Source organism: Limosilactobacillus secundus (assembly GCF_020784695.1).
GTDB lineage: Bacteria > Bacillota > Bacilli > Lactobacillales > Lactobacillaceae > Limosilactobacillus > Limosilactobacillus reuteri_F.
Map to the genome: position 1 here is coordinate 84,586 of NZ_JAJGUA010000044.1, position 14,394 is coordinate 98,979.

Annotated in this window: 12 protein-coding genes, 1 tRNA gene and 1 other annotated feature; of the genes, 4 read left to right on the plus strand and 9 right to left on the minus strand. The window is 38.8% G+C overall.

All coding sequences use genetic code 11. From position 1 onward, the window contains the following. Window positions 1-8: 8 nt before the first annotated feature. Window positions 9-1,031, minus strand: coding sequence for a tryptophan--tRNA ligase (gene trpS, locus LMB57_RS08705; RefSeq protein ID WP_229272364.1), 1,023 nt, complete (start codon window positions 1,029-1,031; stop codon window positions 9-11). 278 nt (window positions 1,032-1,309) lie between these two features. Between trpS and LMB57_RS08710 the strand changes: the two genes are divergently transcribed. Next, a complete protein-coding gene (locus LMB57_RS08710) occupies window positions 1,310-2,269 on the plus strand; it encodes a DNA-methyltransferase (protein ID WP_229272363.1) in 960 nt (319 codons plus the stop codon). Window positions 2,270-2,310: 41 nt separating this feature from the next. On the opposite strand, the gene ndk is transcribed toward LMB57_RS08710, so the two are convergent. The 6 genes from ndk to LMB57_RS08740 form a co-directional block, all read right to left on the minus strand. After that, window positions 2,311-2,754, minus strand: coding sequence for a nucleoside-diphosphate kinase (gene ndk, locus LMB57_RS08715; RefSeq protein WP_003665559.1), 444 nt, complete (start codon window positions 2,752-2,754; stop codon window positions 2,311-2,313). An 87-nt stretch (window positions 2,755-2,841) separates the two neighbouring features. Next, a complete protein-coding gene (helD, locus tag LMB57_RS08720; RefSeq protein ID WP_229272362.1) occupies window positions 2,842-5,160 on the minus strand; it encodes an RNA polymerase recycling motor HelD in 2,319 nt (772 codons plus the stop codon). 12 nt (window positions 5,161-5,172) lie between these two features. After that, window positions 5,173-6,342 (minus strand): cation:proton antiporter, encoded by a 1,170-nt coding sequence (locus tag LMB57_RS08725; protein WP_229272361.1) that lies wholly within the window; start codon window positions 6,340-6,342, stop codon window positions 5,173-5,175. 165 nt (window positions 6,343-6,507) lie between these two features. Continuing rightward, a tRNA-Thr gene (locus tag LMB57_RS08730) sits at window positions 6,508-6,581 on the minus strand. Window positions 6,582-6,620: 39 nt separating this feature from the next. Further along, window positions 6,621-7,982: an aspartate aminotransferase family protein gene (locus LMB57_RS08735; protein ID WP_229272360.1), complete on the minus strand. Its 1,362-nt coding sequence runs from the start codon at window positions 7,980-7,982 to the stop codon at window positions 6,621-6,623. After that, window positions 7,945-9,417 (minus strand): APC family permease, encoded by a 1,473-nt coding sequence (locus tag LMB57_RS08740; RefSeq protein ID WP_229272359.1) that lies wholly within the window; start codon window positions 9,415-9,417, stop codon window positions 7,945-7,947. Before LMB57_RS08740 ends, LMB57_RS08735 begins: the two co-directional genes overlap by 38 nt. 297 nt (window positions 9,418-9,714) lie before the next feature. Here LMB57_RS08740 and nth point away from each other — a divergent pair, with 297 nt between their 5' ends. Then, window positions 9,715-10,356, plus strand: coding sequence for an endonuclease III (nth, locus tag LMB57_RS08745; protein ID WP_229272358.1), 642 nt, complete (start codon window positions 9,715-9,717; stop codon window positions 10,354-10,356). 23 nt (window positions 10,357-10,379) lie between these two features. After that, on the plus strand, window positions 10,380-10,658 hold the full coding sequence (locus LMB57_RS08750; protein WP_229272357.1) for an FMN-binding protein: 279 nt from the start codon (window positions 10,380-10,382) through the stop codon (window positions 10,656-10,658). 86 nt (window positions 10,659-10,744) lie between these two features. Here LMB57_RS08750 and LMB57_RS08755 read toward each other — a convergent pair whose 3' ends face one another. Further along, window positions 10,745-11,941 (minus strand): MFS transporter, encoded by a 1,197-nt coding sequence (locus LMB57_RS08755; protein WP_135951782.1) that lies wholly within the window; start codon window positions 11,939-11,941, stop codon window positions 10,745-10,747. 146 nt (window positions 11,942-12,087) lie between these two features. Beyond that, window positions 12,088-13,020, minus strand: a complete 933-nt coding sequence (locus LMB57_RS08760; protein ID WP_229272356.1) for an L-lactate dehydrogenase — start codon at window positions 13,018-13,020, stop codon at window positions 12,088-12,090. Window positions 13,021-13,202: 182 nt separating this feature from the next. Beyond that, window positions 13,203-13,446, plus strand: a binding site (T-box leader). Between the two features lie 91 nt (window positions 13,447-13,537). Between LMB57_RS08760 and LMB57_RS08765 the strand changes: the two genes are divergently transcribed. Beyond that, the gene (locus LMB57_RS08765; protein ID WP_229272355.1) at window positions 13,538-14,389 is read left to right on the plus strand and encodes a MetQ/NlpA family ABC transporter substrate-binding protein; all 852 of its coding nucleotides are present in this window, start codon (window positions 13,538-13,540) and stop codon (window positions 14,387-14,389) included. The last annotated feature ends 5 nt before the right edge of the window (window positions 14,390-14,394 follow it).

The following is a 14,394-nucleotide window of genomic DNA, read 5'->3' on the forward strand; positions in this document are numbered from 1 at the left end:
TTATATTTTTAGTCAAAGTAGTTAATCCCGATTGCATCACGAACTTCTTTAAGTGTCTGATTAGCAACCTTGTTTGCCCGTGCTGAGCCTTCTTTAAGAACTTGATCAACATAATCAATATTAGCTGCATACTCTTCGCGTCGCTTGCGAATTGGTTCAAGTTCAGCTTCAAGGACTTCATTTAAGTAACGTTTGATCTTAACATCCCCAAGGCCACCAGCTTGGTATTGCTCCTTCAATTTAGCAACCTGCTCTTTGTCTGGATCAAAGATGTCAAGGTAAGTAAAGACAGTATTTCCTTCAACATGACCAGGATCACTAACCTTGATATGTGTTGGATCAGTATACATCGACATTACTTTCTTTTGCACTGTATCAGCATCATCAGAAAGATAAATTGCATTGCCAAGCGACTTACTCATCTTTGCATTGCCATCTAGTCCTGGAATTCGTCCTTGGCCCTTTGGTGGGAATACCCCTTCAGGCTCAACTAAAATGTCTTGTTGGTAAATACGGTTAAATGTCCGCACAATTTCACGAGTTTGTTCAAGCATTGGTTCTTGGTCATCACCAACCGGCACTGTATCAGCCTTAAATGCCGTAATATCTGCTGCTTGGCTTACTGGATAAGTAAAGAATCCAGCTGGCACACTTTCACCAAACTTCTTTTGCTTAATCTCAGTCTTAACAGTTGGGTTTCGGCGTAAACGTGCAATAGTTACTAAGTTAAGATAGTGCATCGTTAATTCACTCAATGCTGGAATCTGTGATTGAACCAAGATTGTTGACTTCTTTGGATCAATTCCAACCGCCAAATAATCAAGGGCAACTTCATGGAGACTACGACGGATTTTTTCAGGATCCCGGGCATTATCAGTTAATGCTTGTTGGTCAGCAATCATGATAAAGGTATCATATTTACCCGTATTTTGTAATTCAACCCGATTTTTTAACGAACCTACATAGTGTCCAATATGCAACTTACCAGTTGGTCGATCACCAGTTAAAATAACGTGTCTTTCTTCTGCCATTTTAAATTCCTCCTAAATTACAAAACGCCCTACTTAGTCATATACACTAAATAGGACGCTTTTCGCGCGGTGCCACCTAAATTGCAATCATTATTGCCGCTCATTATGTATCTTGTTGTGACCATTTCGCACTTTGGGGACCTTTTCACCGACCCGTCCCTCGCTAAGGCTCGCGCTACTTAATATATTTAATTTTAATCCAACTCCTACTAAAAAGGCAAGACAATCCTGAACATGACAAGTATAATAATATTAAACGTCGAACAGGAGTGGTCTATATGCGCTCAAAAAGAAATAAAACAATCGATTTCACGCTTGAGGAAACTTCACCTGAGCTCCTCAATCAAATTATTCAACCTACTGATAATCTCCAGACAATATCCGATAAGATTATCAACGGAGATTCCTTCAAAGTAATGACTAAATTATCACCACATCAAATTGATCTTGCCCTTATTGACCCTCCTTACAACCTTAATAAACAGTATGATGGTTTATGCTTTAAAAAAATGTCCACAAGCCAATATCAAACTTACACGCAAAAATGGATTAACCTCTTAAAGCCATTATTAAAAGAAAATGCTAGTATCTATGTTTTTTCTGATTGGGCAACCAGTATGGCCCTAGCACCGATCCTCGAAAAAAATTTTACAATTCAAAACCGGATTACTTGGCAGCGAGAAAAGGGCCGGGGGGCAATGAAAAATTGGAAAAACGGGATGGAGGATATTTGGTTTTTAACCACTAACCCAAGTGATTATACTTTTAATGTCGACCAAGTTAAACAGCGACGACAGGTAGTAGCTCCTTATCGTCAAGATGGGATTGCTAAAGACTGGCAAGCTACTAAAAATGGTAACTTTCGGGATACAATGCCTTCTAATTTTTGGGATGATATTTCAATTCCGTATTGGTCAATGCCAGAAAATACTGGTCATCCAACCCAAAAACCCGAGAAATTGCTTGCAAAAATTATTCTTGCCAGTTCTAATCCCAATGACTTCATTTTTGATCCTTTTGCTGGTTCCGGTTCGAGTTTAGTAACTGCCGCTAAGCTCAATCGCCACTATCTTGGAATCGAGCAAAGCCTCTTATATTGTGCATGGGGACAGTACCGACTAAATCAAGCCAAAGACGATTCTAGCATTCAAGGCTACACTGATGGAGTCTTCTGGGAGCGTAATACCTTAGCAGTACAACGAAAGATTAAACGTCAACAAAAGGCAAATGAAAAATAAAAAGACTGAGAGAAAAAATTTTCTCTCAGTCTTTTTATTTTCTACTGCTTATCTTTAATATCAAATTCTGGGAACCAAATACCAATTTCGCGAGTAGCACTATTAACGTTATCAGACGTATGAATGATATTTCGTAAGTTGCCATCAGGCCATTCACGACCATAGTCACCACGAATTGTTCCCCATTCAGCTTCACCAGGGTTAGTAGCTCCTGCCATGTTATGAATGGCCTGAATTACATTCGTACCAGAAACAACAATTCCTACAATTGGCCCTTCTGTCATGTATTCTAATAATTCAGGGAAGAATGGTTTGTCAACTTTATCAAAATAATGCTGACGAAGCTTTTCTTCTGATGGATCAATCATCTTAAGAGCTTCAATATTATACCCTTTCCGTTCAATACGGGTAATAATATCTCCAATATGACGAGTTTTTACCCCATCAGGCTTTACTAGTACAAGTGTGTATTCGTCTTTAACCATGGCGAAGCATCTCCTTTTTCTATATCTACTCCATTAGCTTATCATAAGTCAGCATCCCTCGAAAGCGTTTTTAATCAATAGAAAAATTTAATTTTTATTTGGTAATTGATACTCAATTGTCAAAAGACGTCCAGCTTTCTCATTAATTGCATCACTAACTGAACCATTGCTTAAAAGTACCAGTTCATGCATTGCTCGTGATGCCATTGTATAGATCATGCCAACTTCATCAGTATTAGCTAGGTTTTTAGCAGAGACATCCGCAGCAAGAACAGCATCGAATTCGAGTCCCTTTGCTAAGTAAATTGGGAGAATTAAAATCCCCTTTGGCAATTCACTTGCATTCTTATCTAGGAGATGAATATTTTCAATCTTTTGTCGGTGAAGTAATTGATAAATAGCAGTAGCTTGCTCTTGATTCTTGGTTAAGATCGCTACAGTTTCATGTTCGTCAGCTAGTTTAAGCGTCTCATCTAACAAACTTTGCTGACTCTCTTTATCAGAATAACGGACTAACAAGCGTGGTTTTTTCCCATGGCGAGTAAAGGAAATTATCTTATCTCCATCTGGCAACAAGGCCTTCGCAAAATTAGTAATCTCCGTTGTGGAACGATAACTCCGCCGTAAAGCAATTAGATTAGGTCGCTTAGCCTTTAATACCCCACTAAGTTTATTTAATAGCTCTTCCGGTAACTGCAACGGCTTAAAAAGAGCCTGTTCACTATCACCGAGGACCGTAAACTTAGCTTGGGGAAAAGCGTGTTTTAAGTAAATTAACATCGCTGTTGAATAATCTTGCATCTCATCAATAAATACATATTGAAAAGAACGATTTTGTCCTGTCCCGGAAATCAAATCACGCAGATACATCAAAGGGGCCGCATGCATTAATTCTAGCCGATGATATTCAATCTCATCTTGAAAAGCAAGAATCATTGTCGCCCATTCCCGCTGACTAATTGTCTTAGGAACTTCAACCTGATGCAAAAACTTATTATATTGATTATAAAAATCAAGAAAATAATTATTATAGATTGCGTCTGCAATAACACGTAAGCGTCGTTTAGCTAAGCGCCGTGAAAGGTAAGCATATTGTTCATCTTCATCCTTAAAATCATCAATTGTTTTCTTACCATAAAGATTGTGCAATTGTTGTAGATCAAGTGAATCTAGCTCTTTAGCTACCCAATCCTTTTTAGCTTCATCTTTAACCCGCCGTTGCAATTCACGAATTAACTTATTTTTTAATTGAACTAACTTATCAGCAGGAGCCATTTTCAATGGTAATTCTTTATAAAGATCATTGATATGATCAGCCGAAAAGAAAACTTGACCATTAAAGCGAATATCAGCAAACTGTAAATCAGCAATTGTCATTTTCTCAACATAACGTGCAATTGACGTCATAAAAGATTCACTTTCAATAAAGTCAGCAACAACATGAGAAGCATTTTCCGGCTGTTGCCGTTCTTCATAGCGATCAAATAATGTTTCTACTTGTAATCCTTCAAAGCGCCGACGGATAAAACCTTCTAATGTTACTTGCCGCATATTTCTTTCACCAAGACTTGGCAAAACTTCAGAAATGTAGTGGCTGAATAAATTATTAGGACTAAAGAGGACAATCTGGTCAGCGTTCAATTCCGTTCGACTATGATAAAGCAAGTATGCAATTCGTTGAAGGATCGCTGAGGTCTTTCCCGAACCGGCAACTCCTTGTACTAGTAAAAGGTCACTACGCGTATCACGGATAATATCATTTTGTTCTTTTTGAATTGTTGCCACAATATTATGCATATACTGGTCATTTTGCTTTCCAAGAGCCGCTTGCAAAACTTCATCACCAACCGTTTCATTGGTATCAAACATGTTAGTGATCTTACCATCCTTAATAGTAAATTGGCGTTTCTTTTTTAATTCCGTGGTTTGTATCCCAGCTGGCGTTTCATAATTAACTTTCCCAAGGGTACCGTTATAGTAAACCCCAGAAATCGGTGCCCGCCAGTCGTAAATTAAAAAGTCTGTTTTATCCTCATTCATTAAGGAAGAAGTACCAATGTATAGCGTTTCACTTTTATCTTCACCAGGATCCTGAATGTCAATCCGTCCAAAATACGGTGATCCTTTTAAGTTTTTTAAAGTTCTTAACTGGTGCTTTAGAATTGATTCACTTTCCGCTGCTCGCGAAACCAATTGGCGCTGCTGTTCAATCATTGACCGAGATTCGGCAATATCATCAACTTCATAACGGTTAATAGATGCATTTTCACTATAATTACGTTCAACTGCCCGTGTTTCACGATGAGCATCTTCAACAGCTTTAGTGGTAGCAGCTACCTGTTGGTCAATTTGTTTTTCAACATTATCAACCCGCGCTTGCTCCGTTTCTCGTTCATGATTTTCCATCAAAAGCCCCCTTTACTCAAGTTCGTTGGCTGATCGTTTCAATGCATTCTTTAAAATAAATGGCGCTAATACAGTTGCGATAATAATCACGGTAATTACATCTGAATAATACATTGGCGAAAGAAGATGTGCTTCATAACCAATCTGGGCTGTAATCAATCCCATTTCACCACGGGCAACCATCCCACTACCGACAACATAAGAACTTGGCATGCTAAAGCCAGATAGCTTAGCACCCGCTCCACATCCAAGCAGTTTTGTTAAGCATGCAAGGATTGTCATTACAATAACAAAGACAAACGATTCACCAATATTATCAAAGCGCATGTTCAAGCCTACACTGACAAAGAATAGCGGAATAAACATTGCATATCCAATTGGAATAAAACTCCGGTCAACAACTTCTTTATGCTTGGTGTTAGCCACAGCAATTCCGGCGAAGAAGGAGCCAACAGCCCCACTCAAGCCAACATAATCAGCAATTGCGGCCATGCCTAAACAGATAATCATCGCCATTACCGACGTTGAAGCAACTGTTAATAGGCGATCACTCATATGAATCAGGTAAGGTGCTAACCAACGAATCAATAGGTAAGTTCCACCAAAGAATACTAACTGCATCAAGAGGACAATTCCTAAAGGCTGGCCATTACCATGACCACTATTGCTGCTTCCATTGATTACACTAATCATCACACTTAATAAGATAACACCAATAATATCATCGGCAACTGCTGCTCCAAGGACTGTTGCCCCTTCTCGGCTATCCAGGCGCTTAAATTCACGTAATACTGCAACTGAAATACTAACAGATGTTGTTGCGAAAATAACCCCGATAAACAATGATTCAAGCTTAGTAAAGCCAAACATATAACTTACCGGCCCCATAATTACAATGGGAATAATTACCCCCAAAAACGCCACAACAACAGCAGGCTTCAAGTATTTCCTTAGTAAGGATAGGTCGCTCTCCAATCCTGCGATGAACATCAAGATAATAACCCCAATTTCTTGAAATTCATTCATCATTGAGTTTAAATGAACCCAATCTAAAACAGCGGGTCCTGCAATGATTCCAACCAGGATTTGTCCAATCACTTCTGGAATCTCAACGCGACGACACAAGTGTGCTACGATCTGTGTCGCAAGCAATAACCCCGCCAACACTGCAATAAATTCCATTTCTTTTCCTCCAATTTATCAATTAAGCTAATGCTACATAATTTTGATTTTAACATAGCTATATTTTCAATCCTAATTATATTACTAGCAAGTCATATTATTAAAAGAAGAAAAGAGATTTAGAAAAACAAATTGTTTTTCTAAATCTCTTTTTAACTTATTACAAGCCATCTAGCGGGTTCGAACCGCCGACCTCATCCTTACCATGGATGTGCTCTACCTAGCTGAGCTAAGATGGCGCTTAAAGTATACCCGAAGATGGTCTTGAATTGCAAGAGTTACCAACCCAACTCTTCTGCATTTGCAGGAGCTGCTAATTTACCAGCGGCTAATTCCGCAAATGCTTGATCAATCATCGCAAATGCTTGATCTAATTCCTTTTCTGTAATAACCAATGGTGGCTGGAACCGAAGAATGCTTCCCCGTAAGCTAATGATAATCGCCCCTAATTCAAAGATGCGATACATTAACTTGGTTGTTGCTTCTGTATCACCTTTTCCTGTTGCTGGATCAATGATATCAATACCACCATCAAGCCCGTACATCCGAACATCACCCACAAAGGGATATTTTTGCTGTTCAAGCTTAAAGAAGTCAGCTGCTTTTTTACCAAGTTGTTGTGAACGCTCTAAAAGATGCTCATTTTGAATAACATCCAAGGTCGCGTTCGCTGCCGCAGTCGTAATCGGATTACCGGCTGTAGTGTAAACATTCGCTGGTGCCCCTAATGATTCTAGAATCTCTTTACGACCAATCATTGCACTGAGCGGCATTCCAGAAGCTAGAGATTTACCAACAGACATCAAATCCGGCTCAATCCCAAAATGCTGGATCGACCACCACTTACCGGTCCGGCCCATCCCCTGATTAACTTCATCAACAGCAAAGAGAATTCCATTAGCTTTAGCAAACTCATATACCTTTTGCATATAAGCAGGCGGAGTTTTTACAATTCCCCCATCACCCTGAATTGGCTCAATAAGAATTGCAGCTACTTCATCCACTGGTAAATAAGTTTCAAAAGGCAGCATGAATTGATGAAACATCCGCTCAACAAACGCTTCGTCACTTTCATTAGTTAATCGTTCCCATGGACTAGGGAATGGTACCTTTACTACGCCCGGTAGCATTGGACCCATTTTTCTTGTCATGTTTAATGAAACACCTGACAAGCTCATTGAACCGTAAGTTGATCCATGATAGGCCCCGGTAAAGGAAACGATATATTGACGGCCAGTATATGCTCGCGCAAATTTAATAATTGCATCATTAGCATCCGAACCAGAATTACCCCATACCATTTCAACTGGTCCACTTATCGGCGCTAATTCTGCTAATCGAGGTGCTAACCGCGCTGCCTGCGAATTAGCAAAGTACGCTGGAGTATACTGAATCATTTTAGCTGCTTGTTCTTGAATAGCTTGCACTACTCGTGGATGCGCATGACCAGTATTAGTGGAACTAGCACTGGCAAGCAAATCAATATAGTCATTTCCTTCAATGTCAGTCACCGTTGCGCCCCGTCCATGATCTAATACAATATCGTAGTACTTAATCCGGGCAGCAGTTGCAAATGCATTTTCTTCTTCTAATAAAACATCTCTATTCGTTTTCCCCTGCTTCAGCTTCGTTTTTAACATTTTGTCCATCTTCTTTCTTTGCCATTGACGAGTGACGTATTCCATAAGCAAAGTAAATAATTAAGCCAAAGATAAACCAGATCCCCGCGTAAAGTTTTGCCTGGTAATCTAATCCCATAAACACAGTTAATGAAGCAAGAAAACCAAGAGCTGGTAATACTGGATAGAACGGCATTTTGAATGAAGGATTTGGAATATCTTTTCCTTCACGACGACGTAACGCATAAATCCCAAGTGAAACAAACATAAATGCGATCAATGTACCGGCAGAGATCAATTGGGAAAGAAAAGCGAATGGGAAGAAAGCACCGATCAAAACAGCACCAATTGTAAGTGTCCAAAGTGCTCGGTTTGGTCGATTATGTTCATCAAGTTTTCCAAGCCATTCTGGTAACATTCCATCACGACCAAATGAGTAAATCAACCGCGAACCAGCCATACTCATCCCAATCAAGGCGGTAAACATTCCTAGAACAGCAATTGTTTGAACAACAGTTGCTACACCACTATGATGAGCTGCACGTAATGCAAGCCCTACTGGTTCAGCACTGTTAGCATATTGTTGATATGGTAATACCCCAATCAACACAAGACTAACTGCGATAAAAAGAACAACTGCAATTACTAAGGAACCAAGGATTCCACGTGGCATCGTTTTTTGTGGATTAATTGCTTCCGCTGAGTTAGCAGCAATTGAGTCAAATCCGATATAAGAAAGGAAAATCATCGATACCCCGGCATAAATACCTTGCCAACCACCAAATGCACCATTAGCTGTCTCATGGTATTGTGGAACAAATGGCATAAAATTGCTTGCTTTTATAGCGGTTAAGCCAACAACAATAAAAAGTAAAATTGCAAAAACTTTGAGAATAACAAGAAGATTTTCAACACGAGCAGCTTGTGATACCCCGCGTGAAATTAAGAGAGCTACTAAAATAATTACAACAACTGAAACAAGATCAACAACTCCGCCTTCTGTACCAAAAGCATTTGATAATGAAGCAGGCAGCTTCCAGCCAAGTGGAACAAATAAGGCCCGGAAGTTAGCAGAGAGACCAGACCCAACAAAGGCCAAGGCAATAAAGTATTCAGCTAATAGTGCCCAACCAGCGATCCAACCAAAAAACTCTCCAAACACGACGTTAATCCATGAATAGGCTGAACCAGCAAACGGCATTGCAGCAGCCATTTCTGCATAGGCGAAGGCAACTAGCCCGGCCACGATCGCAGCAATTAAAAAAGAGATAACTACTGAAGGTCCAGTATGCATTGCGGCCACTTCACCAGGAAGAGTGAAAATGGAAGTGGACACAATCGTTCCAACACCTAAAGCTAAAAAGTCCCGCACCTTCAAAGATCGAACCAAATGACCGTCTTTATTATCATAAACACGCGGGTCTTCTTTACGTGTAATTGTTTTCCAAAAACTCATAATCATCCTCCTTTTCTAAATAATTAAAATTTGATTAGAATTATAAGAAAATCTTTAATATATTTTACCAAGGTGCTCTTCTCTGGTCAATCGTTTATTTAAATTAATTAAAGAAAGCGATTTCTACATTTACATCCATATTAAACATTTTTTCCTTAACATAAATTGATGTCATATTGCTAACCACCAATTTTACAAATAATAATTTAATGAGTATAAAATGAGGTTATTACCCTTCGCTATTTTAATCATTCGGGTTAAAATAGTTATAATCATATTCGAAAAGAGTGATTTTATATGTTATCACCAGATGAAATTCGTTACTCAATCAAGGTCATGCGACAAACATTTCCCGAAGCAGGAACAACTTTGATTGCTGACACAAACTACCACTTCCTCTTGGCTACAATCTTGAGTGCACAGTCAACAGATCAATCTGTCAATGAAGTAACGCCAACACTATTTGCTCGTTTCCCGTTGCCAGCAGATTTAGCAGGGATTGAACCCGCGGAAGTGGAGCCTTATATCAAAAGATTAGGGCTTTATCGAAATAAAGCTAAATTCTTAGTCAAAACTTCTCAACAAATTGTTACTGACTTTAACGGCGAGGTTCCCCACACTCTCAAAGAGCTAATGACCTTAGCTGGCGTCGGGAGGAAAGTTGCTGATGTGGTCCTTGCAGAATGCTTTAACATTCCAGCTTTCCCAGTTGACACCCACGTTAGTCGTGTTGCTCGCCGCCTTAGAATGGTTGAACCCACAGCATCCGTTCTTGCAATTGAAAAGAAGTTAATGAAAACCATTCCTCCTGAACACTGGTTAGATGCTCATCATAGTATGATTTTTTGGGGTAGGTATGTCTGTACGGCAAGAAATCCTAAATGTCAAACTTGTCCACTATTATCACTCTGCGTAACAGGCCAAAATAATATGATTTAAATTAGAAGATTATGAATAATAAAATGAGAGAAATAGACAGAAATCAATATATTGGAAGTGGCTTTAGTGCTTATGGCGGTGAATTAGAAGTCTTATTAACCTACCAAGATGATAAGATTCAAGATTTACAAGTAATCAAACATCATGAATCGGAAATGGGTCAATGGGCTTTAGATGAACTTCCCGGTAAAATTATTGCGGCTAATAGTGTAGACGTAGATGGCATTACTGGGGCCAGTGCAACAAGCCGTGCAATTAAAGAGGCAACTAAGGATGCACTGCAACAGGCACGACAAAATTAAGTATAAATACAAGAATAGCGAGAAATTAGAAAAGTTTTGTTTTTCCTAATTTCTCGCTATTTTCGTTTCTTAATAAAATTAAATATTTAATCGTTAGCAGCTGCTTTTCTTTCCCGTCCTAAAACAAGCGTTATTACCCAGGAAATAATTAGGAAGATCGATACGAACCAATATGGATATTGATAATTAACATCTAATAGATAGCCACTAATAAGAGGTCCAATAATATTCCCCACACTTGTTAATGACATATTTACCCCGTTCAATAATCCTTGGTTTGTCTTGCTCATCTTAGTTAACAATGTAGTAATTGTTGGGCGCAACAGATCGAACGCTTCAAAAACAAACAAGGTTGCAATAATGATATGCCAATGATTGTGATCATAAATCACCATGATCGTTCCAACTAAACTAAGGAAAAAACTGTATCGCATTAGTCGAACTTCTCCCAGCCAACGAACTAGCCGATCAAAGAAAAAGACTTGCAGAATAAGCGAAATAATCCCGTTGAGGGTTAAAACAAGCGCAATTGCGTTTAAGTCAAAATTATGAACTTCATTGACATATAAACTATAGATACTTTCAAAGCCAGCTAACCCAAATGAAGCTACAAAGATCATTCCAAAGAGCGTAATTAGTATTGGAGTCATAATTTGTTTCAACTGACTCCAACCACCAGTCAATAATTCATTTTCTGGATTTTTAGTTTCACTCTTAAATAATTCATCTTCATCGTGAGGTAGAAAGCGCCAAGCAACAACCGTACTAATCAATCCCAGAATACCAGCAACCCAAAATGGGAATTTATAATTTACATGCGCTAACATTCCACCAAGACCTGGCCCTAAAATTAATCCCCCACTAAAAGCTGCTGATAACCACCCAATAACTTTGGCGCGGTCTTTTTCACTAGTAATGTCTGCCGCTAATGCCATTGATGTTGGCACAAACATAGCTGCTGATAATCCATCTACCGCTCGTGATAAGTCAAATAACCATAAATGCTGTGCTAAGGCAAAAACAAATTCAGCAATCGCAAATATCAGCAATCCCCATACTAACATTGGTTTTCGTCCAACTTTGTCTGAAATCCGACCAACAATGGGTGAAGCAATAAATTGCACAAACGCAAATAGGGAAGACATCACCCCCATGTCAAAGGCAGTAAAGTGATATTCATTTTTAATGAACGGTTCAACTGGGAAGATAAGACTCATTCCGAGGCAAATCAAAAACTCACAAAAAAGAACTACAAAGATTATACGCTTTACTTCTTTTGTCATGATATATTTCCTTTCTATATTTTTACAGAATAAAAGTGGTGCCACCAAATTTATCTGATGACGCCACTTTTATTTGTTAAGTATAGAAGCAACTCTACCATGCATAATTTTTTTATGCTAGTCTATTTTCTTTATTTAAATTTTCCTTAATCTTTTGCTTGCAAACTTTCTTGATACTTTTCCTTAATGAAATCGGCTGATGTTTGCAGTTTTTGCAGTTCTTCTTCTGTCAAGTCAAGTTGTGCTTGCTCTACAACGCCATCACGGCCAACAACCGCTGGGTACGATAAGTAGACTCCATATTCTTCACGGAAATTTGATACCGGTAATTCAGTTAATGAATCAGATAAAATTGCATTGACGAGCTTAACTGCTGCTGTTGCAACCCCATAATTAGTATATTTTTTTCCTTGAAAGACAGTCCAGCCTCCCATCTTAGCTTCCTTATCAAGCTCTTCTAAGTCTAATCCACGCTTATCTGCTAATTCAGTTAATGGACGGCCAAGAACGCGAACCGTGGACCATGCTGTAAATTGCGAATTACCATGCTCACCAAGATTATAGCCATCCACAGAACGCGGATCTAAATTAAGCCGTTCAGCCACCGCCCGCTTCATTCGTGCAGAATCAAGCAGTGTTCCTGTTCCTAATACATGGTTCTTCGGAAGGCCAGTTATTTTTTGGTAGAGCGAGGTAATAACATCAACCGGGTTAGTAATGGCCACGATCTTGCCGTTAAAGCCGCTTTCCTTAATCTTTTGAGCAACCTCTTTTACCGCTTGGCGGGTAAATGGAAGTTCCGCAAAACGATCAGCATTAGGATTATCTTGAAGTTTGATATTGCCTAACGCAGATACAATTACATCCGCATCCTTCAATGCACTGTAATCATTAACAGTAATATTGGTATGGAAAGGCAAATTAGCCATTGCGTCTTCAAAATCAAGTGCATCTGCCTTAACCTTTGCTTCGTTTTTGTCAATCAGAACTAGGTCATCTGCAAAACCCATCGCCACAATATAGTGGGCAACTGTTGCCCCCACATTACCCATTCCGATAACTCCAACTTTTCGTGTCATTACTAAGACCCCTTTCGATTTTTAATTATTTTCTAATCTTAACATAATTGTTTTTTAATTACTATAGATAGGCAAAATAAAAAACGATTGATGAATCAAATAAAACAAAATTTAAATTAAAAAACGCGTTGACAAACATTAGAGAATCATTATAATGAAACACATAATAATTAATTGAACGTTAAAACATATCGAAAAGCAGAGTAAGTAGCGAGGCTTTTAAGAGAGCTTCTGGGTGGTGTGAAGAAGCAAGCGTAACTACTGAAGATGGGCTTGGAATGGTATCGATGATTGTTAGTCGATAACGGGTTAGCACACGTTATTAGTGCTAGGTAATTCTAATTATTTTATTAGAGTAACCTACTGAGGCTGGGTCTGTGAAGATTCAGCAAATAAAGGTGGTAACACGAAGCACTCGTCCTTTGAATAAAGGGACGAGTGCTTTTTTATTTACTAGCAAGTTAACGTTTTAATTAACCAACGAAAATATTTAATTGATTGAAAGGGAGTTTTTACTATGAAGAGAAAGAAAAGAAGAAATATCATTATTTGGTCAGTAGTTGCACTTATCGTTGTTATTGCCGGATACTTTAGTTTTATCCGTCCGCAACAACAAGCAAAACGGACTGTTACTGTCGGGATTATGGCTGGTTCAAAACAAGACGATGAAATTTGGAATTCAGTAAGCAAAACCGCTAAAGATAAGTACAATGTTACTTTAAAATTCAAACGATTCACTGATTACAACCAACCAAACAAGGCTTTGGAAAATGGCGATGTTGACTTAAACGCCTTCCAACACAAGTTATTCTTACAAACTTGGAACAAAGCCCATAAAACTGATCTTGTTTCTTTAGGTGATACATTTATTACTCCAATCCGGTTATACTCCAAGCAATACAAGAGTGTAAAGGAAATTCCTAATGGGGGAACGATCGCAGTGCCAAACGATGCTTCAAACGAATCACGGGCATTATTTGCATTAAAGAATGCTGGTTTGATCAGCCTAAAGAAGGGTACAAAGCTTGCAACCGTAAGTTCAATTTCTAAGAACCCACGCGATCTTAAGATTAAAGAATTAGCCGCTGATCAAACAGCCCGGTCACTAGATAACGTCGATGCCGCAGTAGTTAATACTAACTATGCGCAAGCTGCTGGGCTTAATTACAAGAGTGCTATTTTCGTTGAACCAGTTAACAAGGATTCAAAGCAATGGGTCAACATCATTGCTGTTAAAGGCAGCGAAAAGAATAACAAGATTTACAAAGATGTTGTACGTGCTTACCAAACTGAAAAAACAAAACGAGAAATTAAGAAACTATACGGAACTGCAGAAATTCCTGCCTGGGATCTCAACTTCAATAAATAAAGGAG

Bases quoted from the DNA above. Each gene is read 5' to 3' on its own strand.
- trpS (WP_229272364.1), bottom strand. From the start codon at position 1,031: ATGGCAGAAGAAAGACACGTTATTTTAACTGGTGATCGACCAACTGGT.
- LMB57_RS08710 (WP_229272363.1), top strand. From the start codon at position 1,310: ATGCGCTCAAAAAGAAATAAAACAATCGATTTCACGCTTGAGGAAACT.
- ndk (WP_003665559.1), bottom strand. From the start codon at position 2,754: ATGGTTAAAGACGAATACACACTTGTACTAGTAAAGCCTGATGGGGTA.
- helD (WP_229272362.1), bottom strand. From the start codon at position 5,160: ATGGAAAATCATGAACGAGAAACGGAGCAAGCGCGGGTTGATAATGTT.
- LMB57_RS08725 (WP_229272361.1), bottom strand. From the start codon at position 6,342: ATGGAATTTATTGCAGTGTTGGCGGGGTTATTGCTTGCGACACAGATC.
- LMB57_RS08735 (WP_229272360.1), bottom strand. From the start codon at position 7,982: ATGTTAAAAACGAAGCTGAAGCAGGGGAAAACGAATAGAGATGTTTTA.
- LMB57_RS08740 (WP_229272359.1), bottom strand. From the start codon at position 9,417: ATGAGTTTTTGGAAAACAATTACACGTAAAGAAGACCCGCGTGTTTAT.
- nth (WP_229272358.1), top strand. From the start codon at position 9,715: ATGTTATCACCAGATGAAATTCGTTACTCAATCAAGGTCATGCGACAA.
- LMB57_RS08750 (WP_229272357.1), top strand. From the start codon at position 10,380: ATGAGAGAAATAGACAGAAATCAATATATTGGAAGTGGCTTTAGTGCT.
- LMB57_RS08755 (WP_135951782.1), bottom strand. From the start codon at position 11,941: ATGACAAAAGAAGTAAAGCGTATAATCTTTGTAGTTCTTTTTTGTGAG.
- LMB57_RS08760 (WP_229272356.1), bottom strand. From the start codon at position 13,020: ATGACACGAAAAGTTGGAGTTATCGGAATGGGTAATGTGGGGGCAACA.
- LMB57_RS08765 (WP_229272355.1), top strand. From the start codon at position 13,538: ATGAAGAGAAAGAAAAGAAGAAATATCATTATTTGGTCAGTAGTTGCA.